The organism is Faunimonas pinastri, assembly GCF_900110915.1.
GTDB lineage: Bacteria > Pseudomonadota > Alphaproteobacteria > Rhizobiales > Afifellaceae > Faunimonas > Faunimonas pinastri.
This window is the reverse complement of sequence record NZ_FOFG01000001.1, coordinates 583,240-605,164: the sequence shown is the minus strand read 5'-3', so window position 1 is coordinate 605,164 and position 21,925 is coordinate 583,240. Positions and strand designations below refer to the sequence as shown.

Below are 21,925 nucleotides of genomic sequence, written 5' to 3'. Positions count from 1 at the left end.
CCCAACCCCCGCCACTTAACAATTCCGTAAGCTGCCGGACGGCGGCGGCATTGTTTCCCACCCCATCCTTTCGGTCTGCTTTCAGTCCCGTTGCGTCGCAACATAGGGACAAGTAGATTGCGGCTGAAATGGGGGAGTGGGCCGTCTTGCCGAAGATCCGGAAAATACTTGTAGCGAACAGGTCCGAAATCGCGATCCGGGTTTTCCGGGCGGCCAACGAGCTCGGAATGAAGACGGTCGCGGTCTACACCGAGGAAGACAAGCTGGCGCTGCACCGCTTCAAGGCGGACGAGGCCTACCTCATCGGCAAGGGCCCACATCTGGAACACCAGATGGGACCGATCGAGGCCTATCTCTCCATCGACGAGATCCTGCGCGTGGCGAAGCGCTCCGGCGCGGACGCGATCCATCCCGGCTACGGTTTCCTCTCCGAGAGCCCGGAATTCGCCGAGGCTTGCGCGGCGGCTGGCGTCACCTTCATCGGCCCGAGCCCTGACACGATGCGCCGGCTCGGCAACAAGGTGGCGGCGCGCGATCTCGCGGTGGCGAACGGCGTGCCCGTCATGCCCGCGACCGATCCTCTTCCCGACGATCCGCAGACGTGGGCGAAGCTTGCGGCCGAGATCGGCTACCCCGTGATGCTGAAGGCCTCCTGGGGCGGCGGCGGTCGCGGCATGCGCGTCATCCGCGACGAGAAGGCCCTGATCTCGGAAGTGACGGAAGCCAAGCGCGAGGCCAAGGCGGCCTTCGGCAAGGACGAGGTCTATATCGAGAAGCTGGTCGAGCGCGCCCGCCACATCGAGGTGCAGGTGCTGGGCGACCAGCACGGCAATCGCGTCCACCTGTTCGAGCGCGACTGCACGGTTCAGCGCCGCCACCAGAAGGTGGTGGAGCGGGCGCCCGCGCCGTATCTCGACGATGCGCGCCGGCAGGAAATCTGCGGCTACGCGCTGAAGCTCGCCGATGCCGCCGACTATTACGGCGCCGGCACGGTCGAGTTCCTGATGGATTCCGACACGGGCCGCTTCTTCTTCATCGAGGTCAATCCGCGCGTCCAGGTCGAGCATACCGTGACCGAGGAGGTCACCGGCATCGACATCGTCAAGGCGCAGATCCACATCGCCGAGGGCGAGGCGATCGGCACGCCGCCTTCCGGCGTTCCCCCGCAGGAGGGCATCCGCCTCAACGGCCACGCGCTGCAATGCCGGATCACCACGGAAGATCCGGAGCAGAACTTCATCCCGGATTACGGTCGCATCACAGCCTATCGCGGCGCCACCGGCTTCGGCATCCGCCTCGATGGCGGCACGGCTTACTCCGGCGCGGTGATCACCCGCTTCTACGATCCGCTGCTGGAAAAGCTGACCGCCTGGGCGCCTTCATCCGAGGAGGCTATCTTCCGCATGGAGCGGGCGCTGCGTGAATTCCGCATCCGCGGCGTGGCGACCAACCTTACCTTCCTGGAAAACGTGATCAACCACCCGTCATTCCAGGACAACAGCTACACGACGCGCTTCATCGACACGACGCCGGAGCTCTTCGACACGGTGAAGCGGCGCGACCGCGCGACCAAGCTCCTGACCTATGTGGCGGACGTGTCCGTCAACGGCCACCCGGAGACGCGCAACCGCCCACCCCCTCCGCGCGACGTTCCGGCCCCGGTCCCGCCCCTTTTCGGCGACGCCAAGCCGGACGGCACCAAGCAGATCCTGGACCGGCAGGGCCCCGAGGCCTTCGCCCGCTGGATGCGCGGCGAAAATCGCGTTCTCATCACCGACACGACGATGCGCGACGCGCACCAGTCGCTGCTCGCCACCCGCATGCGCACGCATGACATCGTCGCCATCGCCGATGCCTATGCGACCGCCCTGCCCGGCCTCCTGTCGCTGGAATGCTGGGGCGGCGCGACCTTCGACGTCGCCATGCGCTTCCTCACCGAAGATCCGTGGGAGCGGCTGGCCGGCATTCGCGAGCGTGTGCCGAACCTGCTTCTGCAGATGCTGCTGCGCGGCTCCAACGGGGTCGGCTACACCAATTATCCCGACAATGTCGTCCGCTTCTTCGTCAAGCAGGCGGCCAGTGCCGGCATCGACCTCTTCCGCGTCTTCGACTGCCTGAACTGGGTGGAGAACATGCGGGTGTCGATGGACGCCGTGCTGGAAGAGGGCAAGCTCTGCGAAGCCGCCATCTGCTACACCGGCGACATCCTCGATCCCGACCGCGCCAAGTACAACCTCAACTATTACGTCAGTCTCGCCCGCGAACTGGAAGCGGCCGGCACGCACATCATCGCCATCAAGGACATGGCGGGCCTCCTGAAGCCGGCGGCCGCTCGCGTCCTCTTCAGGGCGCTGCGCGAATCCACGGACCTGCCGATCCATTTCCACACGCACGACACTTCCGGCATCTCCGCCGCGACGGTGCTCGCCGCCGTGGACGCGGGCGTCGATGCCGTGGACGCCGCGATGGACGCGCTGTCCGGCCTGACCTCGCAGCCCTGCCTCGGTTCGATCGTGGAAGCGCTGGAGGATACCGACCGTGCGACGGGCCTGAACTCCGAGGCCATCCGCAAGATCGCGCTTTACTGGGAGGCCGTGCGCTTCCAGTACGCGGCCTTCGAGAGCGACCTCCGCGCCGGCGCATCCGAGGTCTATCTCCACGAAATGCCGGGCGGCCAGTTCACCAACCTCAAGGAGCAGGCGCGCTCGCTGGGGCTGGAAAGCCGCTGGCACGCGGTCGCCCGCACCTATGCCGAGGCGAACCGGATGTTCGGCGACATCGTCAAGGTGACGCCCTCCTCAAAGGTGGTCGGGGACATGGCGCTGATGATGGTGAGCCAGGACCTCACCGTGGCCGACGTCACCGATCCCGCCCGCGAGATCGCCTTCCCCGATTCCGTCGTGCAGATGATGAAGGGCGAACTCGGCCAGCCCCCGGGCGGCTGGCCGGAAGCGCTGCAGCGCAAGGTGCTGAAAGGCGCCGAGCCGATCGAGGTGCGGCCGGGCGCGCTGATCCCCCCGGCGGATCTCGACGCCAAGCGCGACGATGTCTCCAAGCTCCTCGGCAAGGTCGCCGACGACCGCGCGCTCGCCTCGTACCTGATGTATCCCAAGGTCTACGGCGACTTCGTCGCAGCTTCCGAAACCTACGGGCCGACCGAGGTGCTGCCGACCCCGGCCTATTTCTACGGGCTGAAGGAAGGCGACGAGATCACGGTGGAGCTGGAGCGCGGCAAGAGCCTCGTCGTGCAGTTCATCGCCATGTCGGACGTGGACAACGAAGGCCAGGTGCGCGTCTTCTTCGAGCTGAACGGCCAGCCCCGCACCATCCGCGTGCCGGACCGCAACCGCGCCGGCAACTCGACCGCCCGGCGCAAGGCCGAGCCCGGCAATTCCTCGCAGATCGCGGCTCCCCTGCCCGGCGTGGTCTCAACGGTAGCGGTCAAGGCCGGCCAGTCCGTCACGTCAGGCGACGTGCTGATCTCGATCGAGGCCATGAAGATGGAAACCGCGATCCACGCCGACCGCGACGGTGTCATCTCGGAGGTGGCGGTGAAGCCCGGCGACCAGATCGACGCGAAGGATTTGCTGGTGGTCTACGCGGAGTAGGTTCCCAGACGCGGGGGCGCAGACCTGCGCCCCCGCGCAATACGTATCCTTGGAGAGCTGAAGACGACCCGTGCCTCAAAAGCTAACCCTGACTGCCCTCCTCGTCCGGGAATATGACGAGGCGATTACATTCTACGTCGATAAGCTCGGGTTCGAACTTCGCGAGGATACGAAGCTGACGGCTGAGAAGCGCTGGGTTGTGGTTGGCCCGTCAGATGGCGCTGCCGGTCTGCTACTCGCGCGGGCGATCGGGGATGTCCAGCGCTCGGCGATCGGTCAACAGAGCGCTGGGAGAGTCTTTCTCTTTCTAGAGACGGACGATTTTGCTCGAGACCATGCGACGTTCGTCGAGCGAGGCGTTCGATTTGTCGAGCAGCCGCGCTCGGAGCCATATGGCACAGTCGCTGTCTTTGAGGACCTCTACGGCAATCGATGGGATTTGATAGAGCCTGCCGAACTCTGACCTGCGGGTCGTCTACGCCGAATAGGGCGTGACGGCGGTGGCGCTCGGAGTGCCGCGTCCGTGCCGTTGGACCGGGAGCGACAGGCGCCCCCGGTCACGTTTCTCAAACGAGTTCGGCCAGGGCGGCGGCATCGAAGCCCTTCAGGCTCGCATGCTCGCCATTCTTGATCTTGGCGGCCCAGTCTGCATCGCTGATCAGCGCGCGGCCAACGGCAATGAGGTCGAACTCGTCCCGCTCCATCCGCTCGATGAGCCGCTCGATGCCGACATTGGTCGATCCCTCGCCACCGAACGCGGCCGTGAAGTCGCCCGAGAGGCCCACCGAACCGACGCTGATCGTCGCGGCGCCCGTCAGCTTCTTCGCCCAGCCGGCGAAGTTCAGCCCGTTCTCGCCGTCGATTTCTGGAAATTCCGGTATCCAGAAGCGCCGCTGCGAACAATGCAGAACGTCGACCCCTGCATCCACGAGCGGCTGCAGCCAGTCGGCCATCCGGTCGGGCGTCTCGGCAAGGCGGGCAGTAAAGTCCTGCTGCTTCCACTGGCTGAGGCGGAGGATGATCGGGAAATCCGCTCCCACCGCGGCCCGGACCGCCGCCACGATCTCCCCGGCGAGGCGCGAGCGCTCCCTGATCGTCGCGCCGCCGTAACGGTCCGCGCGCTCATTGGTGCCGGACCAGAAGAACTGGTCGATCAGGTAGCCATGGGCGCCATGAAGCTCGATCGTGTCGAAGCCGAGCCTCTTCGCGTCGGCGGCAGCGCGGGCGAAGGCGGCCACGGTATCGGCGATCGCTTCGTCGGTCATCGTCTCGCCGCGCGGGGTGCCGGGCGCCACCAGGCCGGAGGGGCTTTCCACGGGCACGGCAGGCTCCCAGCCGGACAGGCCGCGGGTGGAACCCGTGTGCCAGATCTGGGGTCCCATCCGACCGCCGGCATCGTGGACAGCGTCGATCACCTGCTTCCAGCCGGCAAGCGCGGCATCGCCGTGAAAGAACGGAATGCCCGGCTCGTTGCGCGAGGCCGGGCGGTCGATCACCGTGCCTTCCGAGAGGATCAGGCCGACCTCACCTTCCGCGCGACGGCGATAATAGGCGGCATTGGCTTGGCCGGGCACGCCTTCAGGCGCGAAGGTGCGCGTCATGGGGGCCATGACGATGCGGTTCTTCAGTTCGAGCGACTTGATGCGAAAAGGGCGAAACAGCACGCTGGCGTCGTGGGAGGACATTCGAAACTCCGTTGCGATTTGCCTCGTCTAGGTATACTGGAGAAACCTACAGTCAATCAGGCACCTTAAGTCGCCCAGGTATATTCAGGGATACCAACATGGCGGATTGCAATCCCCAGCACTTCTCTGCCGATTGTCCCAGCCGTCTTCTCTTCGACCAGATCGCGGACAAGTGGTCGATGATGGTGCTGACCGTGCTCAATCAGGGCCCGCTTCGCTTCAATGCCGTGAAGCGCCAGCTCGGCGGAGTGACACAGAAGGCCCTGACGCAGTGCCTGAGGCGACTGGAGCGCAACGGCTTGATCCTGCGTCGCGTCCTGGCGACCTCGCCCGTTGCGGTGGAATATGAGATCACGCCGCTCGGTCGCACCCTGCACGAGCCCTTCAAGGCGCTCTACGGATGGACGCTCGATAAGCTGCCGGAGGTTGAACGGGCGCGGCAGGCCTTCGATCACCGCAACGGCGAAGGGTCGCTGAAGACCGGTGCCGTGTCGCTTTCTCCAGTCGCAAGCGGATCGGGTCCTGCTTCTGCCGAGATTTAGGTTTTCCCTGCCACCGCTCATGAATGGGTTCAGGTGCAGCCTGATTCTCGCAACGAAGACACCGGAGTCGCCATGCGCTTTTCCCTGAAGTCTCTGGTCATCGCCCTTGTCCTGCCGCTTCTTGCCGGAGCCGCCGACGCGCAGGAGAAGGTTCAATTCCGCTCGTCCGCCCCGTCGGCACCGACCGACGCCCAGCTCGACGGCTACCTTTTCCAGCCCGACGGCAATGGCCCACACCCGGCGCTCGTTTTCATGCATGGCTGCGGCGGGCTTTTCACCAAGTCCGGGCGAATCGAACGGCGTTCCGCCAGCTGGGCGAAGCGGCTGACCGCGCAGGGCTACGTCGTGCTGATGGTCGACAGCTTCACGCCGCGCGGGCTCCGGGCCATGTGTTCGAGCAAGACCTTCGACAAGGCGGTCTACCATGCCCGGCCGGGCGACGCTTATGGCGCGCTCGCCTGGTTGCAGGCGCAGTCCTTCGTCCAGGCGGATCGCGTCGGCCTGATCGGCTGGTCGCAGGGCGGCGGCTCGGTGTTGAACGCGCTGGACGCGGGCGGCCCGGATCGACCCGCTCGATTGCCCGGGCCGGATTTCGGTGCCGCGGTCGCCTTCTACCCCGGGTCCTGCCGTGACAGCGCCTTCACTCCGCCGTGGAAGACATCCGTGCCGACCCTCATCCTGCAGGGCGAGAAGGATGTCTGGACGCCGGCCCCCGTCTGCCGGAGCTTCGCGGAGGGCGCGGCGTCACGCGGCTCGCCGGTGCGGTTCCATATGTATCCCGGCGCCTACCACGATTTCGACTGGCCCGGCCGCCCGGTGCGGAAGCTCACCCGCATCCGCACCCGCAACGGCGATACGCCGATCGTCGGCGAGGACCCGCAGGCTCGCGCCGACGCGCTCGACCGCGTGCCGGACTTCCTGGCGAAGTCTCTCAAATAGCGGTCAGTCCGCCGCCTCTTCCGCGTCCTCGCCGTGCTCGACGATGTCGCCGTCCTTGAAGAGGATGCCCTTCAGGATCTCGCCCCATTGCGGCATCTTGCGGATCAGGAACTCCAGATCCATGCCGAAATGCTTGAACTCCTCGGTGCGGGCGTTCTGCATGATGGCCCGCGCTTCCTTGTCGGTCTCCACCGAGATGCGCTGCGTGTACCAGTTGATCGCCTCGGCCTCCTCGCCCAGCGAGGCGAGCATGCGGGCAAGCGTCCGGGTTTCCTTGGAAAGATCGCCGGCCGGTTCGTGATACTGGTCGAAGCCCATGATGATGCCTTCTGTTGCTGCGGAGAAGAGCCTAGCGCGATGCGGCGGCGATCACGACGGGCGTTTCGTCTCAACGGCCTCCAGCGCCCGACCGTGCTCCTCGGCCGAGGCTTCGGAGAAGCAGCAAAAGACGATCTCGTCGTAGGCGTCGGGGTCTGCTTCCACGAAATCGACCACGGTTCCGACGGCGATCTTCGCCGCGCGACCGGCCGGAAAGCTGTAGACGCCGGTGGAAATCGCGGGAAATGCGATGGTCCTGACGCCGTTGTCGCGCCCCACCTCAAGCGAGCGCCGGTAGGCGGAGGCCAGCAGCGCCGGCTCGCCGCGGTCGCCGCCATGCCAGACCGGGCCAACCGTGTGGATCACGTGTTTTGCCGGCAACCGGTAGCCGCCGGTGATCTTCGCCTCGCCGGTTGGGCAGCCGCCGAGCGTGCGGCATTCCGCCAGGAGTTCCCGCCCCGCCGCCCGGTGAATGGCGCCATCCACGCCGCCGCCGCCCAGCAGGCTTTCATTCGCGGCGTTCACGATGGCATCGACGGCCAGCGTCGTGATGTCGGCCGTGACGACCCGCAGGTCCGTTTTTCCGATCCTCGCCTTCATGCATGCACCTCCCGCAAAACCGGGATTTAGGGCACACGCTGTGGGCCATCCACGTTCCTGCTTCTTACCCGGCTTTCGTCTTGCGGATTTTTCATCTATAAGCCCGCAAATTCTCCGTCTGAACTCCGACCCTGCGCCTGCGAGAATTCTCTGCAGGGTCTAACCATGCGCGGGTCAATGCCGAAACGCACCGATATCTCCTCCATCCTCATCATCGGCGCGGGTCCGATCATCATCGGACAGGCTTGCGAGTTCGATTATTCAGGAACCCAGGCTTGCAAGGCCCTCAGGGCCGAGGGCTACCGGATCATCCTGGTGAACTCCAATCCGGCGACGATCATGACCGATCCGGACATGGCCGACGCCACCTATATCGAGCCGATCACGCCGGAAGTCGTGGCCCGCATCATCGAGAAGGAGCGCCCCGATGCGCTGCTGCCGACGATGGGCGGCCAGACCGCGTTGAACTGCGCCCTGTCGCTCAACAAGATGGGCGTCCTTGAAAAGTACGGCGTCGAGATGATCGGCGCCAAGGCGGCGGCGATCGATAAGGCGGAGGATCGCAGCCTCTTCCGCGACGCCATGACGGAAATCGGGCTTTCCACGCCGCGTTCGGCAGTGGCCCACACGCTGTCGGAGGCGATGGCGGCGCTGGACGAGATCGGCCTGCCCAACATCATCCGCCCCTCCTTCACCATGGGCGGCACCGGCGGCGGCATCGCCTATAACCGCGAGGAATTCCTGGAGATCTGCGAGCGCGGCATCGATGCCTCGCCGACCAACGAGATCCTGATCGAGGAAAGCGTCCTCGGCTGGAAGGAATACGAGATGGAGGTGGTCCGCGATCGCGACGACAACTGCATCATCATCTGTTCCATCGAAAACCTCGATCCGATGGGCGTGCATACCGGCGATTCCATCACCGTCGCGCCGGCGCTGACGCTGACGGACAAGGAATACCAGATCATGCGCGACGCCTCGATCGCGGTGCTGCGTGAGATCGGCGTGGAGACCGGCGGATCGAACGTGCAGTTCGCGATCAACCCGGTGGACGGCCGCATGATCGTCATCGAGATGAACCCGCGCGTGTCCCGCTCCTCCGCGCTGGCCTCCAAGGCGACGGGCTTCCCCATCGCCAAGGTCGCGGCCTTGCTGGCCGTCGGCTACACGCTGGACGAGCTGGAAAACGACATCACGGGCGGCGCGACGCCGGCGGCCTTCGAGCCGACCATCGACTATGTCGTCACCAAGATCCCGCGCTTCGCCTTCGAGAAATTCCCGGGCGCCGATTCGGTGCTGACCACGTCGATGAAGTCCGTCGGGGAGGTCATGGCCATGGGCCGGACCTTTGCCGAATCGCTGCAGAAGGCTCTCCGTGGCCTGGAAACCGGCCTGACCGGCCTCGACGACGTGGAGATCGAGGGCCTCGGTGTCGGCGACGACCTCAACGCCATCCGCGCGGCGATCGCCGTGCCGCGTCCCGACCGGCTCCTCAAGGTGGCGCAGGCGCTTCGCGTCGGCATGAGCCCCGAACAGATCTACGAGATCTGCCACATCGACCTGTGGTTCCTTCGCGAATTGCAGAAGATCGTCTCCTACGAGCAGCGGGTGAAGGACCACGGCCTGCCGCAGTCGCCCAAGGTGCTGCGCCAGCTGAAGAGCCTCGGCTTCTCCGATGCGCGGCTGGCGAAGCTCAGCGGCACGACGGAGGGCGAGGTTCGCGCCCTTCGCGACCGGCTGGACGTCCATCCCGTCTTCAAGCGGGTCGACACCTGCGCCGCCGAGTTCGCGGCGCCCACGCCCTACATGTACTCCACCTACGAGGCGCCCTTCTCCGGCGAGCCGGCGGACGAGGCCCGTCCCTCCGACCGCAGGAAGGTGATGATCCTGGGCGGCGGGCCGAACCGCATCGGCCAGGGCATCGAGTTCGACTATTGCTGCTGCCACGCGGCCTTCGCGCTGGACGACGCCGACTATGAATCCATCATGGTCAACTGCAATCCGGAAACCGTCTCCACGGACTACGATACCTCAGACCGGCTTTATTTCGAGCCGCTGACCATCGAGGACGTGCTGGAGATCATCCGCGTCGAGCAGTCCAGGGGCACGCTGCACGGCGTTATCGTGCAGTTCGGCGGGCAGACCCCGCTGAAGCTCGCCAAGGGGCTGCAGGACGCCAACGTGCCGATCCTCGGCACCTCGCCCGATGCCATCGACCTTGCCGAGGACCGCGACCGCTTCAAGACCGTTCTCGACGAACTCGGCCTGCGCCAGCCGCGCAACGGCATCGCCCGCTCCACAGAGGAAGCGCGGAAGATCACGGCGGAGATCGGCTATCCCGTGGTGATCCGCCCCTCCTACGTGCTGGGCGGCCGAGCCATGGAGATCGTGCGCGATCCGACGCAGCTGGAACGCTACATGACGGAGGCCGTCGTGGTGTCCGGCACGTCGCCGGTGCTGATCGATTCGTACCTTTCCGATGCCATCGAGGTGGACGTCGACGCGCTTTGCGACGGCACGGACGTCTTCGTCTGCGGCATCATGGAGCATATCGAGGAAGCCGGCATCCATTCCGGCGACAGCGCCTGCTCTCTGCCCCCGCATTCGCTGGACCCGGAGATCATCGCGGAGCTGGAGCGGCAGACCCGGTCGCTGGCCATGGGCCTGCACGTCGTCGGCCTGATGAACGTGCAGTTCGCGGTGAAGGACGGCGACATCTACGTGCTGGAAGTCAATCCGCGCGCCTCGCGTACCGTGCCTTTCGTCGCCAAGACGATCGGCACCCCGGTCGCGAAGATCGCGGCTCGCATCATGGCCGGCGAGAGCCTGGCGAGCTTCGGGCTCACCAAGCGCGAGATCAGCCATGTCGCGGTCAAGGAAGCCGTCTTCCCCTTTGCCCGCTTCCCCGGCGTCGACACGGTGCTTGGCCCGGAGATGCGCTCCACCGGCGAGGTGATGGGCCTCGACCGCGCCTTCCCCGTGGCGTTCGCCAAGAGCCAGCTCGGCGCCGGCGTGGTTCTACCGACCTCCGGCACGATCTACGTCTCCATGCGCGACGCCGACAAGCCGCGGATCGTGGAATCCATGCGCCGCCTGTCGGAGCTCGGCTTCCGCATCGTCGCCAGCCGTGGCACGCAGCTTTATCTCTCCGAACGCGGCATCCCCTGCGAGCAGATCAACAAGGTCCTTGAAGGTCGGCCGCATATCGTCGATGCTATCAAGAACGGCGAGGTTCAGGTCGTCTTCAATACCACCGAAGGCGCACAGGCCCTTGCCGACAGCCGCTCGCTTCGTCGCGCTGCTCTCCTGCACAAGACGCCGTATTATACGACCTTGGCGGGTGCCAGCGCTGCTGCCCTCGGGATCGAGGCACTTCTGGGTGGCCAGCTTGAAGTCCGGCCGCTGCAATCCTACTTCGCAGTCGCCTGACATTGCTGCGTTCCAGCGCTTCGGCCTGGAACGCGTTTCGCGTTGATGCGCCTGCCGGAACCCGGCAGGCTGGGAGGTGAAGTAGAATGGAAAAGGTGCCGATGACGGCCAGCGGACAGGCCGCACTCGAAGCCGAATTGAAGCGCCGTTCGTCCGAAGAACGTCCGCGTATCATCCAGGCGATCGCGGAAGCCCGCGCCCATGGCGATCTGTCCGAAAATGCCGAGTATCACGCCGCCAAGGAGCAGCAGAGCCACAATGAGGGCCGCATCCTTGAGCTCGAGGACACGCTGTCCCGCGCCGAAGTGATCGACGTTTCCAAGCTTTCCGGGGATACCGTGAAGTTCGGCGCCAAGGTCACACTGGTGGACGAGGATACCGACGAAGAAAAGATCTACCGCATCGTCGGCGACGTGGAAGCGGACGTGAAGGAAGGCCGAATCTCCATCTCCTCGCCGATCGCCCGCGCGCTGATCGGCAAGAGCGTCGGCGATTCCGTCGAGGTCACCGCCCCCGGCGGCTCGCGCTCCTACGAGATCCTGAACATCTCCTTCGGCGGCCTCTGAGGCCGCCCGGCCTTCGGCTCAGGTCGAGGGACGCCATTCGATCGGGATGTGGCCCGGCTGCCGGGCCACCCGTTCCAGCCACGCCGTGACGCCGGGAAACCGGCTGAGGTCGTAGCCGCCGCGTTCCGCCATGTGCGTGTAGGCGTAAAGCGCGATATCGGCGACCGAGAATGCGAAGCCGGCGAGCCAGTCCGCTTTCGCCAGACGCGTTTCCATCACCGCTAGAGCCTTGTTGCCGGCCTCCAGTAGCGAGGCCATGCGATCCGGCGTGGCCAGCGCCCGACGCTCCGGGTAGACCGTCAGCGCGCGCCTCACCGCGATCGCGGGTTCGTGGTCGTATTGCTCGAAGAACAGCCATTCGTAGACCTTCGCGCGGTCATAGGCATCCTCAGGCAAGAACCGTGTCCCTTCGGCGAGATGCAGCAGCATGGCGTTCGATTCCGCCAGCGTCCGCCCGTCCTCCAGCACGAGAAGCGGCACCTGTCCGTTCGGATTGAGCCTGAGGTATTCCGGCTTGCGCGTCGATCCGTCGAGCGAGGAGACATCCTCAAGGCGGAACGGGCGGCCGAGATATGCAAGGAGCAGCCTCGGCTTGTAGCAGTTGCCGGAGTCCTGGTGCGAATAGACGGTCAACATTGGGCAGCTCTCCTGTCCTTTCCCGAGTAGGATACATCACCGCTGCTGTCCACTGCTCGCGCGTGCGGGGATGCGGCGCAGGTCAAGCACTGGCATCGCAATCCCGGCCAAGACGAGTGCCGGGTACGGCATTTTCGCCCCCGGCTCGACGAACAGCGGCAGCACCCGGATGTGCGCCGGCATGATTTCTCCGTAGGATGGGAAGGCGGCGCTTCGGCCATCCGCCGCCGGAAGCACGGTCCCGGGTCGGCACCATCACGCCCCGATCCACCCAAACAGCGCGTGGCGAGGACGGAGGCGTGACCACGGCCTGTCCGAGATATCCGGCCGGCCGGGACGCCTGGCCGATTCACTGCGGAGGACGGGGACACGGCCGAGAGCAGCGGCACGCCTCCTGCTGATCGGGACAGGCGGATTCCGGTTCAGCGTCTTTTTTCCTCGCGAACGCTATTCAGGCACCCTGTCGCTTGCGCCGGAGAGCCGTCGCGCATAGGGTCCGCCGCGTTCGTCCGAACCGGAAATCCCGGAGTAAATCATGAGCTTTCTTGCCGCCAGCCTGTCCCGCGTAAAGCCCTCCGCAACTCTCGCCATGACGCAGAAAGCGCGCGAGCTGAAAGCGACGGGGATGGACGTGATCAGCCTGTCCGCCGGCGAGCCGGATTTCGATACGCCCGAGAATATCAAGGAAGCCGCGATCGCAGCGATCAAGCGCGGCGAGACGAAGTACACGCCCGTCCCCGGCATTCCGGAGCTCCGCAAGGCGATCGTCGACAAGTTCAGCCGCGAAAACGGCCTGACCTACACGCCCGACCAGATCATCGTCGGCACCGGCGGCAAGCACATCCTCTACAACGCCTTCACGGCGACGCTGAACCCCGGCGACGAGGTGCTCATTCCCGCGCCTTACTGGGTCAGCTATCCGGAAATGGTCGCGCTGAACGGTGGCGTCGCCAAGTTCGTCGAGGGCCGCATCGAGACCGGCTTCAAGCTGACGCCCGACGCGCTGGAAGCCGCGCTGACGGACAAGACGAAGTGGCTCATCTTCAACTCGCCGTCCAACCCCTCGGGCGCCGCCTATACGCATGCCGAGCTCCGCGCCATCGCGGACGTGCTGCTGCGCCACCCGAATGTCTGGATCCTCACCGACGACATCTACGAGCACCTGCTCTACACCGACGAGAGCTTCGCGACGATCGCGCAGGTCGAGCCGGAGCTGCAGAGCCGGACGCTGACCATGAACGGCGTGTCCAAGGCCTATGCCATGACCGGCTGGCGCATCGGCTATGCCGGCGGCCCGACCGAGCTGATCAAGGCCATGGTGATGATCCAGGGCCAGCAGACGTCGGGTGCCTGCAGCATCGCGCAGTGGGCTTCGGTCGAGGCGCTCACCGGTCCGCAGGACTATATCCCGATGAGCCGCAAGGTCTTTCAGGAGCGCCGCGACCTCGTTGTCGGCATGCTGAACCAGGCGAATGGACTCAGCTGCCCGACGCCCGAGGGTGCGTTCTACGTCTACCCGTCCTGCGCCGCGCTGATGGGCAAGACCGCGCCCTCCGGCAAGGTCATCGAGACCGACGAGGACTTCGTGATGGAGCTCCTGCAGACCGAAGGCGTGGGCGTGGTGCACGGCTCGTCCTTCGGCCTCGGCCCCAATTTCCGGGTGTCCTACGCGACCTCCAACGAGCTCCTGGAAGACGCCTGCAGCCGCATCCAGCGCTTCTGCAACGCGCTTCGCTGATAGACAGGCCGTCGCCCACCACGGGCGGCGGCCTCTCCCCTGATCTTCATGACGGGTGATCCGCGCCGGCCCAGGCTCGTGCCGGAACTCCTCTGCTCCAGCCTGGACGAAAGTCTCCGGTTCTACACGGAGCTCCTGGGCTTCCGCGTTCGCTATTGCCGACCGGAAGAACGGTTCGCCTATCTCGAACGCGAGGGGGCCGAACTGATGCTGGAAGAGCCCGGTCTCACGCGGGTGTGGTTGACCGGCCCGCTTCAACGCCCCTTTGGCCGGGGCATCAATCTGCAGATCCAGATCGGCGACGTGGACGCGCTCTATCAGCATGTGCTGGAGGCCGGCATTACACCCTTCCTCTCGATCGAGGAGCGCTGGTACCGCGCCGAAGCCGAGGTGCTCGGGAATCGCCAGTTCATCGTCCAGGATCCCGACGGTTATCTGCTCCGCTTCTATGAGGATCTGGGCCGCCGGGCGACCGGCTGATCCGGTCGACACTATCGGGGCCCCGAACGGCAACCGAATACGCTCGCATGAGCGCTGATCCCGCCGCCCATGCGGCTTGACTTGCAGGCAAATCGCCACCTTCCGGCTGCGCACCCCCTCTGAGAGCGCCCTGCAGCGGCCGGCATCCGGCTCCGGCACCCTGTCAGCGTTTTCAGGATCCCGATCAAGTCCATCCCAGAGCATCCGAGGGCTTACCGTCAGTCTGCCGGGCCGCTCCCGATTCTGGCACTCCCCCACTCGCTTCCAGAGTCCGCACAACGAAAAACGGCGGGGCACTGCCCCGCCGTTTCATTCCCGCAAGGAGAATTCTTATTCTTCGACCAGCTGGAGGTTCACCGCCTGCGGGCCACGGCCGCGACGATCATCCTCGGTCTCGAAGGACAGCTTGGTGCCCTCTGCGACCGACTGGAGGCCAGAACGCTCGATGGCCGAGATGTGGACGAAAACGTCCTTGCTGCCATCCTCAGGCGTAATGAAGCCGAAGCCACGGTCGTTGTTGAAGAACTTCAACGTACCGTTCTGGCGCGGGCCGCGCTCGCGGGGTTCGCGATCCTGGAAGGGACGACCGCCGCCGCCACCGCCACCGCCACCGCCGCTGCGGAAGCCGCCACCGCCGCCGCCGAAGCCGCCGCGATCACCACCGCCACCGCCGTAGCCGCCACCGCCGCGGTAACCACCGCCGCCGCCGCCACCGTAGCCGCCGCCACCGCCGCGATCACCGCCGCCGTAGCCGCCACCGCCGCCGCCGCGGTATCCACCGCCGCCGCCGCGATCACCACCGCCGCCGCCGCCGTAGCCGCCGCCACCGCCGCGATCACCGCCGCCGTAGCCACCACCGCCGCCGCCGCGGTATCCACCGCCGCCGCCACCGTAGCCACCACCGCCGCTGCGATCACCGCCGCCGAAGCCGCCGCCACCGCCCGGGGCACCGAAGCCACCGCCGCTCGGAGCACCGAAGCCGCCGCCGCTGTTCGATCCACCGAAATCGCCTTCACCACCGAATTCGCGCGTTCCGCCACGACGGGGGCCACGATCGCGGTCACGTCCGCGACGCTCGCCGAAATCGTCGTCGTCGCTGCCGTTTTCGCTCATCACTTCTGTAGTCCTCTCGAAGAGTCAAATCTCAGCCAGCAATCCGTCATGCATCTATCCAGAGCGCCAGCGCGGGCAAACGTGGGGTTTTTCGGAGAGGATTCATAAAACAGGCCAGGCACTCATCTTCTGGACCAATCAACCTCGCCGGCTTCCTCCACCGAAGCCGTCGCTTTGACAGTAATGCATGCGTTCTGTCGCAAAGCAAGTGCTATCGGGCGGCTTGGCGGGCTTTAACAGGATCGGAATGCTTCGGTTCCCTGCCCCGTGCGGCCGCGTCTCCGCAGGCTTCCGCGGCCGGCAGGCGGCATGGAAGGGCCGGACGCGAATGGGAGCTCGCCGACCTCCCTCTTTTGCGCCCACCCCTGTCCGAAAGGCGGATCCTGTTCCGGCTCTCAGGCCCGGCCGTGCGAACCGGAGCCGAAGAACAGCTTTTCCCACTTCTTCTGGGCCTGATAGCCCTCGCGGATGAAGGGCGTGAACACGGCCATGTTCAGCACCACCCAATTGACGATGTTGGCGGGAAAACGGAGCGGCTTCACGAAATCGACGAAGAGCACCACGCGGGTCTGGTTCGTGTGGTTCCAGGCTTCGTGCTCGAAGGCGTCGTCGAAGATCAGCGCCTTGCCTTCCTGCCAGTGGCAGACCTGATCGCCGACGCGGATGGCGAGCTGGTCAGGCGCGGCTTCCGGCACGATGAGGCCGACATGCAGGCGCAGCACACCGTTATAGGGGCCGCGATGGGGCGGCAGGTGCTTTCCCGGCTCGAAGATGGAGAACATCGCCGTCTTCAGCCCCGGCACCTTCTGCATGATCCGCCAGGTTTCCGGACAGGAGCGAATCGCCTCGTCCGACTTGATGCCGTAGGCGCAGAGCAGGAAGGTCTTCCAGTTCGCGTCATCGGAGATGGAGCGGACCTCGCTGGAGATCTCGTGGAAACCCGGCAGTTCGCTCTTGCGGACCATCACCCGGTCGAGCTCGGCGCGGATCAGGTGCCATTCCTTTTCAACCTCGGCCGCCCAGGGGAAGACCCGGTTGTCGTAGACACAGGGATTGCCGACCTTTGAATGTGTCAGGTTCAGCTTTTCCGCATAGTTCAGGATGGCCGTGATCGCGCGGTTGGCCAGGCCCGGCTTCGACATCGTGTCTTCCAGACCCGCGGTCTTCGCCTGCTGGGCGCCCTTGCCGGCCGGTCGCTCCGTCGCCGTGTCGTTTGTCATGCGTTCGTCACCATTCTCGCGTCCTGCGGCGATGACGCCGTTGCCGGCATTTGTAAACTCAAAATTTCATGTTGAGCGCACCGGTCGCAGAACGGAGCGTCCGACCTCATGCTCCGAGCGGACCGGGCGCGAGGCGCCCATAACGAAAACGGGCCGGCAAAGCCGACCCGTTCGGGACATTCAATCTGGGCTATTCGCAGAGATAACGATTGCCGTCCACGCCCAGGTAGGTTCCCGAGCGGGCATCGAACGACCGGTACTTGGCCGAGCAGTAGCGGTACCACGGGCCCGACCACTGCGGAGGGGCGTCATAGACCACCTCGGGCGCCGGCGCGACATAGACCGGAGCGGGCGGCGGGGCGACATAGACGGGGGCCGGCTGGTTCGCCACGGCGCCGCCAATCAGCGCGCCAGCGGCGAGACCGGCAATGCCGGCACCGACCACCGCACCGCCATTGTCATGATGCCAGTGGTCAGCCATCGCTACCCCCGGCAAAGCGACCGCGGCCACCGAGAGCGCGGCAGCTGCAGCGAAGGTCTTCACGAAACGCATGGTTCACTCCATGATGATGACGCAACGCGCGCCATGCAGGAACATCTTACCCAAACCCGTTCATCAAGCATGAACGCGGCAGAATTGCGGTGGTTTCACCGGTCCGTTCCGGTAATTTCTTGAGCGGAACTGTCAGTTCCAAGTTTTGGCAGCGGGCGCATGCGGAGCCGGATCTGAAGCCGTATCTCTGGCGTGGCGTGAAGCTCCCGGAAGAAGCTTTCCGGATTGCGGAGCCCGCAGGCTTCCCGCTGGATCACCAGATGCCAGAGCGCCTCGCCGGCCTCGTCCAGCAAGCGCTCCCGATCGATCGCGGTTTCCTTCCCCTCCTGCTGATCCGTATCGCGAAGAGCGGCGAGCTTCGCTTCCAGCTTCTCCGCCGTGCGGGACAGCGAGCTTGCCCGCTCCTGCATCAACTCGTGGTGCAGCACATCGAAGGCGGCGTCCCGAATGCCGCCTTCACGCGCCTGAGGAGAAAGCGCCTGTGGCGGCCGGACGATCATGACGCAGCCTCCGCTTCCGGAAGCGCGATGCCGAGCGCCGAAAGCAGCCCGCGCGCGGCATGGGGCGCACGGACCTTCGCACCGTTGATCATGAAGATGAAGACATCGCGGCCGCCGCTTTGCTTCTCGGCCGCGCCTTCCGATACCTGGGTCAGGTCCGCCGGCACCTTGCCGCTCTCCCAAACCCGCGCCCGCTCTGCCCACGCGTCGAGCTCGACCGGCGGATAGCCTGTCGGCTCCTCCTCGTGCGCTTCCAGCAGGCGGGCATAGGTGAAGTCGGCGATCGGATCGGCGATCGCCGGATATTTGTGCGAATCGGCGTAGACGATCGCCGCCCGGTGCTTTCGCGCGAGTTCGATGAAGGCCGGATCGCCGAAGCTCGGATGCCGCACCTCCAGCGCATGACGAAGCGCATGGCCGTCCTGGCTGTCCGGCAATGCCTGGAGGAAGGCTGCGAAATCATCAGGATCGAACTTCTTCGTCGGCGCGAATTGCCAGAGCAGCGGGCCGAGCTTCGGGCCAAGCTCGGTGATGCCGCTCTCCAGAAACCGCGCGATCGATTCACCCGCCTCGCCGAGGACGCGACGGTTCACGACGTAACGCGGACCCTTCAGCGAAAAGACGAAATCGTCTGGCGTCTCGTCGCGCCAGCGGCGGAAGCTTTCCGGCGTCTGCGTGCGGTAGAAAGTGCCGTTTACCTCGATCGCCGTGACATGCCGGCTCGCATAAGCGAGCTCTTTCGCCTGAGGCAGGCCCGGCGGGAAAAACGTCTTGCGCCAGGGTTCGAAATTCCAGCCGCCGATACCGACCCGGATCATCCGTCAGCCTTTCCTGCCCACCGGCTTCAGCGCCTCCGGCTTGTGCGCCGCCTGCTTGTGGGACTTGTCGCTTTCCACGAGATATTCCGGGTTCTCCTGCGAGGCCGCAACCTTGTGGGATTTGATATGGGTTTCCGAGGTCAGCTTCTTCACGACCTTTCCCACGCTCTCGCCGCCGGAACTCTCCCACTTCACCTTGTCGCCAGGCTTTAGTTCCTTTGCCATCGCACGGCCTCCGCCCTAAAAAGACGTAACGATGCGCCCGTGATTCCGTTGCGGAAAGCCGAGCGGGCGCCTCGGTCGGAACTGCGGCCGCCCGGCCCCGTTCCGCTCGTACACAATGCCACGGAGGAATTTCATGAGCAGCAAGATGCCGGCAGTCCCGCCCGCCTCCCGCAACAGCAAGGCTCCCGGCGGTCGCGCCACGCCCAAGCCCAGCGCCGACACGTCGGTCGACAAGAAGGCGAACGACAATCTCGACGAACAGGGCCGTCAGGGCAACATACACCAGAACACGACCCACCAGGGTCACCAGCAGGATCGCTGACCATGCCGGACAAGCATTCCGATCCCGAAAACTTCGGCGGCCCCGGCTCCAGCCATCAGGACCGGAAGCACCCGGAAAAGTCGAACGGTCCCGGCAAGGGTCCGCTGCACGACCAGAGCACGCGGCAGAGCGGCGTTTCGGGCGGCGGCGGCGAGCCGGACAAGCACCATTCGCACGACGCGGGCGACAAGTCCGGCCACTGAGCCGAGCCGCCCTCGCTTACGAAACCTCCTTCCGGCGACGGGGGGAGGTTTTTTCGTGGCCGCTTTCGGCCTAGATGCCCGCCATGGACCAGCCGCTCGCTCCCCATTGCGCCCTCGACCTTTCCGAACTGAGGCCGCTTTCCCGCGCGGAACTTCCCGCCGACACAGTCGAGCTTTCCCGCTTCCTGATCGGGCGGACTCTGGTTCACCGGACGGCGCAGGGCACGCTGGCCGGGCGTATTGTGGAGACCGAGGCCTATCTACCCGACGATGCCGCGAGCCACGCCTTTCGCGGGCCGACCAAGCGGAACGGCTCCATGTTTCTCCGGCGCGGGCACGCCTACGTCTATATCTCCTACGGTGTCTGGCCCTGCATGAACGTGTCGAGCGACGAGGCCGGCACCGGCGCGGCCGTGCTGCTTCGCGCGCTGGAAATCGTGTCGGGCGCGGAAACCATGCTTGCCGAGAAGCCGGCGCCGCTCCGCGATCTCGCGCGCGGACCGGGGCGGCTGGCCCGCGCGATGCGCATCACGCTGGGCGATGACGGGCTCGACCTCTGCGCGACCGGCGATGCCGTGCCACCGCTCTTCCTGGCCGGGGCGATACGCCAGATCGGGGAGATCGGCGCCAGCGTGAGGATCGGCATCACCAAGGAGGCGGACCGCCTCCTCCGCTTCTTCGAGCGGGGCAATTCCGCGGTCAGCGGGCCGGGACGGCTCAATCGCTGAAAGCGACGTTGCGCGAGAGGGCGTCAGCGCGAAATGCGCTTCTACACACCTGCGACATTCTGGCATTCCTTACCCTGGCAACCATCCCCCACCGCGAAGGTTGTAAGAGCCTCAAGACTCCTCGGGAGGAATTCGTATGACTTTTGCCAAGACCGTTCTCGCCGCCGCGCTCGTTGTCGGCTCCGCCGCTGCCTTTGCCGCTCCGGCTTCCGCGCAGGACCGCACGGTCGTGATCGAGCATGACGGTGGCCCGATGCATCACCGCGGCCCCTGGATGGATCACCGCCCCATGCATCCCCCGATGCACCGTAACTGCATGGTCCGCACGACCCGCACCATGCATCACGGCCAGACCGTGATCCGCAAGGAACGCATGTGCCGCTAAGGCGGACCTTCTAGGTTCACGAAAAAGGCAGCTCCGGCTGCCTTTTTTGTTGTCCTTATTCCGGCGGCGGCACTCACGCCTCCGTTTCCCTGCCGGGGTCAGTTCAGAAGTAATGAAGGGCTTCATGCGGCTTAGTCTTCTCGCGGGATTGTCCGCCGGCGCCGGGCAGCAAAACCTCAGCGGTTCTGCCCGGGCACCCACAAGACTTCGGCATCGCCGTGGTCGTTCACCCAGCGGCTTGCCACGAAGAAGAAGTCGGACAGCCGGTTCATGTAGCGGAGCGCCGGGCCGCCGACCTGCTCGCCTTCCGCCCTCAGCGCCACCATGAGCCGCTCGGCGCGGCGCGAGACGGTGCGGGCGAGGTGCAGGGCGGCGGGAGGCCCTGCTGCCGCCGGGCAGCACGAAGGAGCGCAGCGGCTGCAGGTCGGCATTCAGTCGGTCGATGTCGCGCTCGATGCGCTCCACCTGCGAATCCACGATGCGTAGAGGCTCGAAGGCGACCGGCTTGCCGTCATCGGGGTTGGCAAGGTCGGCGCCAAGATCGAAGAGGTCGTTCTGGATGCGCGACAGCATGGCGACCAGTTCGGAGAAACCGTCGGTGAGTTCGGCGGGCGCGAGTCCAACCGCGGCGTTCGTTTCGTCGACGGTGCCGTAGGCCTCGATGCGGAGATCGTGCTTGCGGCGGCGCTCGCCATTGGCCAGCGCCGTGGTGCCGTCATCGCCGGTGCGGGTGTAGATCTTGTTCAGGACAACCATGCGGCCTTTTTAGGCCCAGGCAGGAGACGGCAGATGCGTCGGCGACCGCGGATGCCCCCTCCGGCGCGGCGAAGAGGATCCGGAGGAGGTCGGCGATCTTGTTAGCCGCCGATTTGAGAGACTGGCACCCGTGAAACGATCCGCTTCAACCTTCCGGCAGCACGGGAAAGTCGGGAGCATCCTTTGGTTCACCCCTCCTTCTCTTCCTCGGGGCTGTGATGTTTCTGGGGCTTGTGGCCTGTTTGGCCGGGATTGTTGTGCTTGTTCTGGCCGCGGGTTTCCTGGTGCATTCCGTGCTCACTGACGGCGAACTCGCTTTCGCGCGCGTCGGGATGATGCGGCGGGTGCCCGGCGGTGGCTTCCTCGTTCAGCGCGGTGTCCGGCTCGTTCGGTTTCGGAACGTCGTCCTTGCGCTCGACCGACTGGATGAACTGTTCGTGGGTCTTCTTGCCCTGCATGACGTCCTCCTGCTGCATGGCTTTCGAATGCCGGGAGAACGCGCAAGCGGGGCGAGAGTTCTTTGTAGAGCGCCAGAACAGCTGTCGCGGCGAAGGGACGCCG

General features: G+C 65.5%; 24 protein-coding genes and 1 pseudogene. 12 read left to right on the top strand and 13 right to left on the bottom strand.

What is annotated here, in order from left to right; translation table 11 throughout:
- The first annotated feature begins 128 nt into the window (after positions 1-128).
- Together pyc and BMY25_RS02810 are read left to right on the top strand one after the other, a co-directional pair.
- Entirely contained in the window at positions 129-3,608 is a 3,480-nt protein-coding gene (gene pyc, locus BMY25_RS02815) for a pyruvate carboxylase (protein ID WP_092495030.1), read from the top strand.
- Between the two features lie 70 nt (positions 3,609-3,678).
- A complete protein-coding gene (locus BMY25_RS02810; RefSeq protein ID WP_092495029.1) occupies positions 3,679-4,071 on the top strand; it encodes a VOC family protein in 393 nt (130 codons plus the stop codon).
- A gap of 103 nt (positions 4,072-4,174) precedes the next feature.
- Here the strand turns inward: BMY25_RS02810 and BMY25_RS02805 are convergent, their stop codons facing one another.
- Positions 4,175-5,293 (bottom strand): NADH:flavin oxidoreductase, encoded by a 1,119-nt coding sequence (locus BMY25_RS02805; protein WP_092495028.1) that lies wholly within the window; start codon positions 5,291-5,293, stop codon positions 4,175-4,177.
- Positions 5,294-5,391: 98 nt separating this feature from the next.
- Here BMY25_RS02805 and BMY25_RS02800 point away from each other — a divergent pair, with 98 nt between their 5' ends.
- Together BMY25_RS02800 and BMY25_RS02795 are read left to right on the top strand one after the other, a co-directional pair.
- Positions 5,392-5,835 carry a winged helix-turn-helix transcriptional regulator gene (locus BMY25_RS02800; protein WP_092495027.1) on the top strand — a complete coding sequence of 148 codons (444 nt, stop codon included), beginning with the start codon at positions 5,392-5,394 and terminating at the stop codon, positions 5,833-5,835.
- Positions 5,836-5,907: 72 nt separating this feature from the next.
- Positions 5,908-6,774: a dienelactone hydrolase family protein gene (locus BMY25_RS02795; protein ID WP_092495026.1), complete on the top strand. Its 867-nt coding sequence runs from the start codon at positions 5,908-5,910 to the stop codon at positions 6,772-6,774.
- Between the two features lie 3 nt (positions 6,775-6,777).
- On the opposite strand, the gene BMY25_RS02790 is transcribed toward BMY25_RS02795, so the two are convergent.
- Positions 6,778-7,092: a ferritin family protein gene (locus BMY25_RS02790; protein ID WP_092495025.1), complete on the bottom strand. Its 315-nt coding sequence runs from the start codon at positions 7,090-7,092 to the stop codon at positions 6,778-6,780.
- A gap of 51 nt (positions 7,093-7,143) precedes the next feature.
- The gene (locus BMY25_RS02785; protein ID WP_092495024.1) at positions 7,144-7,692 is read right to left on the bottom strand and encodes an O-acetyl-ADP-ribose deacetylase; all 549 of its coding nucleotides are present in this window, start codon (positions 7,690-7,692) and stop codon (positions 7,144-7,146) included.
- A gap of 177 nt (positions 7,693-7,869) precedes the next feature.
- Here BMY25_RS02785 and carB point away from each other — a divergent pair, with 177 nt between their 5' ends.
- Together carB and greA are read left to right on the top strand one after the other, a co-directional pair.
- Entirely contained in the window at positions 7,870-11,121 is a 3,252-nt protein-coding gene (gene carB, locus BMY25_RS02780; protein ID WP_092495023.1) for a carbamoyl-phosphate synthase large subunit, read from the top strand.
- Between the two features lie 86 nt (positions 11,122-11,207).
- Positions 11,208-11,687, top strand: a complete 480-nt coding sequence (gene greA, locus BMY25_RS02775) for a transcription elongation factor GreA (RefSeq protein WP_092495022.1) — start codon at positions 11,208-11,210, stop codon at positions 11,685-11,687.
- Positions 11,688-11,705: 18 nt separating this feature from the next.
- Here greA and BMY25_RS02770 read toward each other — a convergent pair whose 3' ends face one another.
- Entirely contained in the window at positions 11,706-12,323 is a 618-nt protein-coding gene (locus tag BMY25_RS02770; RefSeq protein WP_092495021.1) for a glutathione S-transferase family protein, read from the bottom strand.
- Positions 12,324-12,359: 36 nt separating this feature from the next.
- Positions 12,360-12,506 carry a hypothetical protein gene (locus BMY25_RS20675; RefSeq protein ID WP_177176665.1) on the bottom strand — a complete coding sequence of 49 codons (147 nt, stop codon included), beginning with the start codon at positions 12,504-12,506 and terminating at the stop codon, positions 12,360-12,362.
- A 352-nt stretch (positions 12,507-12,858) separates the two neighbouring features.
- Here BMY25_RS20675 and BMY25_RS02765 point away from each other — a divergent pair, with 352 nt between their 5' ends.
- Both BMY25_RS02765 and BMY25_RS02760 read left to right on the top strand, forming a co-directional pair.
- The gene (locus tag BMY25_RS02765; RefSeq protein ID WP_092495020.1) at positions 12,859-14,061 is read left to right on the top strand and encodes a pyridoxal phosphate-dependent aminotransferase; all 1,203 of its coding nucleotides are present in this window, start codon (positions 12,859-12,861) and stop codon (positions 14,059-14,061) included.
- Between the two features lie 48 nt (positions 14,062-14,109).
- Positions 14,110-14,541 carry a bleomycin resistance protein gene (locus tag BMY25_RS02760; protein WP_092495019.1) on the top strand — a complete coding sequence of 144 codons (432 nt, stop codon included), beginning with the start codon at positions 14,110-14,112 and terminating at the stop codon, positions 14,539-14,541.
- A 330-nt stretch (positions 14,542-14,871) separates the two neighbouring features.
- Here BMY25_RS02760 and BMY25_RS21340 read toward each other — a convergent pair whose 3' ends face one another.
- The 6 genes from BMY25_RS21340 to BMY25_RS02730 form a co-directional block, all read right to left on the bottom strand.
- Positions 14,872-15,654, bottom strand: coding sequence for a cold-shock protein (locus BMY25_RS21340; RefSeq protein ID WP_092495018.1), 783 nt, complete (start codon positions 15,652-15,654; stop codon positions 14,872-14,874).
- Between the two features lie 395 nt (positions 15,655-16,049).
- Positions 16,050-16,874, bottom strand: coding sequence for an aspartyl/asparaginyl beta-hydroxylase domain-containing protein (locus BMY25_RS02750; protein ID WP_092495017.1), 825 nt, complete (start codon positions 16,872-16,874; stop codon positions 16,050-16,052).
- Between the two features lie 190 nt (positions 16,875-17,064).
- A complete protein-coding gene (locus BMY25_RS02745; RefSeq protein ID WP_238858115.1) occupies positions 17,065-17,355 on the bottom strand; it encodes a BA14K family protein in 291 nt (96 codons plus the stop codon).
- Between the two features lie 167 nt (positions 17,356-17,522).
- Positions 17,523-17,927 carry a DUF6665 family protein gene (locus BMY25_RS02740; protein ID WP_092495015.1) on the bottom strand — a complete coding sequence of 135 codons (405 nt, stop codon included), beginning with the start codon at positions 17,925-17,927 and terminating at the stop codon, positions 17,523-17,525.
- A complete protein-coding gene (locus BMY25_RS02735) occupies positions 17,924-18,745 on the bottom strand; it encodes a DUF72 domain-containing protein (RefSeq protein ID WP_092495014.1) in 822 nt (273 codons plus the stop codon). The genes BMY25_RS02740 and BMY25_RS02735 overlap by 4 nt, the downstream gene beginning before the upstream one ends.
- A 3-nt stretch (positions 18,746-18,748) precedes the next feature.
- Positions 18,749-18,970, bottom strand: coding sequence for a hypervirulence associated TUDOR domain-containing protein (locus BMY25_RS02730; protein ID WP_092495013.1), 222 nt, complete (start codon positions 18,968-18,970; stop codon positions 18,749-18,751).
- A 133-nt stretch (positions 18,971-19,103) separates the two neighbouring features.
- Between BMY25_RS02730 and BMY25_RS02725 the strand changes: the two genes are divergently transcribed.
- From BMY25_RS02725 to BMY25_RS02710, 4 genes are all read left to right on the top strand, one after another.
- On the top strand, positions 19,104-19,292 hold the full coding sequence (locus BMY25_RS02725; RefSeq protein WP_092495012.1) for a hypothetical protein: 189 nt from the start codon (positions 19,104-19,106) through the stop codon (positions 19,290-19,292).
- Positions 19,293-19,294: 2 nt separating this feature from the next.
- Entirely contained in the window at positions 19,295-19,495 is a 201-nt protein-coding gene (locus BMY25_RS02720; protein ID WP_092495011.1) for a hypothetical protein, read from the top strand.
- Between the two features lie 83 nt (positions 19,496-19,578).
- The gene (locus BMY25_RS02715; protein WP_092495187.1) at positions 19,579-20,223 is read left to right on the top strand and encodes a DNA-3-methyladenine glycosylase; all 645 of its coding nucleotides are present in this window, start codon (positions 19,579-19,581) and stop codon (positions 20,221-20,223) included.
- A gap of 136 nt (positions 20,224-20,359) precedes the next feature.
- A complete protein-coding gene (locus BMY25_RS02710) occupies positions 20,360-20,608 on the top strand; it encodes a hypothetical protein (protein WP_092495010.1) in 249 nt (82 codons plus the stop codon).
- Between the two features lie 176 nt (positions 20,609-20,784).
- On the opposite strand, the pseudogene BMY25_RS02705 reads toward BMY25_RS02710, so the two are convergent.
- Together BMY25_RS02705 and BMY25_RS02700 are read right to left on the bottom strand one after the other, a co-directional pair.
- Positions 20,785-21,364, bottom strand: a pseudogene (locus tag BMY25_RS02705) (cob(I)yrinic acid a,c-diamide adenosyltransferase).
- Positions 21,365-21,552: 188 nt separating this feature from the next.
- Complete coding sequence (locus tag BMY25_RS02700; protein WP_092495186.1) at positions 21,553-21,822, bottom strand: hypothetical protein; 270 nt, start codon at positions 21,820-21,822, stop codon at positions 21,553-21,555.
- Positions 21,823-21,925: the final 103 nt, after the last annotated feature.

What these genes read in the sequence shown, in the direction of transcription:
- pyc (WP_092495030.1), top strand. Translation starts at nt 129, where the DNA reads ATGGGGGAGTGGGCCGTCTTGCCGAAGATCCGGAAAATACTTGTAGCG.
- BMY25_RS02805 (WP_092495028.1), bottom strand. Translation starts at nt 5,293, where the DNA reads ATGTCCTCCCACGACGCCAGCGTGCTGTTTCGCCCTTTTCGCATCAAG.
- BMY25_RS02800 (WP_092495027.1), top strand. Translation starts at nt 5,392, where the DNA reads ATGGCGGATTGCAATCCCCAGCACTTCTCTGCCGATTGTCCCAGCCGT.
- BMY25_RS02795 (WP_092495026.1), top strand. Translation starts at nt 5,908, where the DNA reads ATGCGCTTTTCCCTGAAGTCTCTGGTCATCGCCCTTGTCCTGCCGCTT.
- BMY25_RS02790 (WP_092495025.1), bottom strand. Translation starts at nt 7,092, where the DNA reads ATGGGCTTCGACCAGTATCACGAACCGGCCGGCGATCTTTCCAAGGAA.
- BMY25_RS02785 (WP_092495024.1), bottom strand. Translation starts at nt 7,692, where the DNA reads ATGAAGGCGAGGATCGGAAAAACGGACCTGCGGGTCGTCACGGCCGAC.
- carB (WP_092495023.1), top strand. Translation starts at nt 7,870, where the DNA reads ATGCCGAAACGCACCGATATCTCCTCCATCCTCATCATCGGCGCGGGT.
- greA (WP_092495022.1), top strand. Translation starts at nt 11,208, where the DNA reads ATGGAAAAGGTGCCGATGACGGCCAGCGGACAGGCCGCACTCGAAGCC.
- BMY25_RS02770 (WP_092495021.1), bottom strand. Translation starts at nt 12,323, where the DNA reads ATGTTGACCGTCTATTCGCACCAGGACTCCGGCAACTGCTACAAGCCG.
- BMY25_RS20675 (WP_177176665.1), bottom strand. Translation starts at nt 12,506, where the DNA reads ATGCCGGCGCACATCCGGGTGCTGCCGCTGTTCGTCGAGCCGGGGGCG.
- BMY25_RS02765 (WP_092495020.1), top strand. Translation starts at nt 12,859, where the DNA reads ATGAGCTTTCTTGCCGCCAGCCTGTCCCGCGTAAAGCCCTCCGCAACT.
- BMY25_RS02760 (WP_092495019.1), top strand. Translation starts at nt 14,110, where the DNA reads ATGACGGGTGATCCGCGCCGGCCCAGGCTCGTGCCGGAACTCCTCTGC.
- BMY25_RS21340 (WP_092495018.1), bottom strand. Translation starts at nt 15,654, where the DNA reads ATGAGCGAAAACGGCAGCGACGACGACGATTTCGGCGAGCGTCGCGGA.
- BMY25_RS02750 (WP_092495017.1), bottom strand. Translation starts at nt 16,874, where the DNA reads ATGACAAACGACACGGCGACGGAGCGACCGGCCGGCAAGGGCGCCCAG.
- BMY25_RS02745 (WP_238858115.1), bottom strand. Translation starts at nt 17,355, where the DNA reads ATGGCTGACCACTGGCATCATGACAATGGCGGTGCGGTGGTCGGTGCC.
- BMY25_RS02740 (WP_092495015.1), bottom strand. Translation starts at nt 17,927, where the DNA reads ATGATCGTCCGGCCGCCACAGGCGCTTTCTCCTCAGGCGCGTGAAGGC.
- BMY25_RS02735 (WP_092495014.1), bottom strand. Translation starts at nt 18,745, where the DNA reads ATGATCCGGGTCGGTATCGGCGGCTGGAATTTCGAACCCTGGCGCAAG.
- BMY25_RS02730 (WP_092495013.1), bottom strand. Translation starts at nt 18,970, where the DNA reads ATGGCAAAGGAACTAAAGCCTGGCGACAAGGTGAAGTGGGAGAGTTCC.
- BMY25_RS02725 (WP_092495012.1), top strand. Translation starts at nt 19,104, where the DNA reads ATGAGCAGCAAGATGCCGGCAGTCCCGCCCGCCTCCCGCAACAGCAAG.
- BMY25_RS02720 (WP_092495011.1), top strand. Translation starts at nt 19,295, where the DNA reads ATGCCGGACAAGCATTCCGATCCCGAAAACTTCGGCGGCCCCGGCTCC.
- BMY25_RS02715 (WP_092495187.1), top strand. Translation starts at nt 19,579, where the DNA reads ATGGACCAGCCGCTCGCTCCCCATTGCGCCCTCGACCTTTCCGAACTG.
- BMY25_RS02710 (WP_092495010.1), top strand. Translation starts at nt 20,360, where the DNA reads ATGACTTTTGCCAAGACCGTTCTCGCCGCCGCGCTCGTTGTCGGCTCC.
- BMY25_RS02700 (WP_092495186.1), bottom strand. Translation starts at nt 21,822, where the DNA reads ATGCAGGGCAAGAAGACCCACGAACAGTTCATCCAGTCGGTCGAGCGC.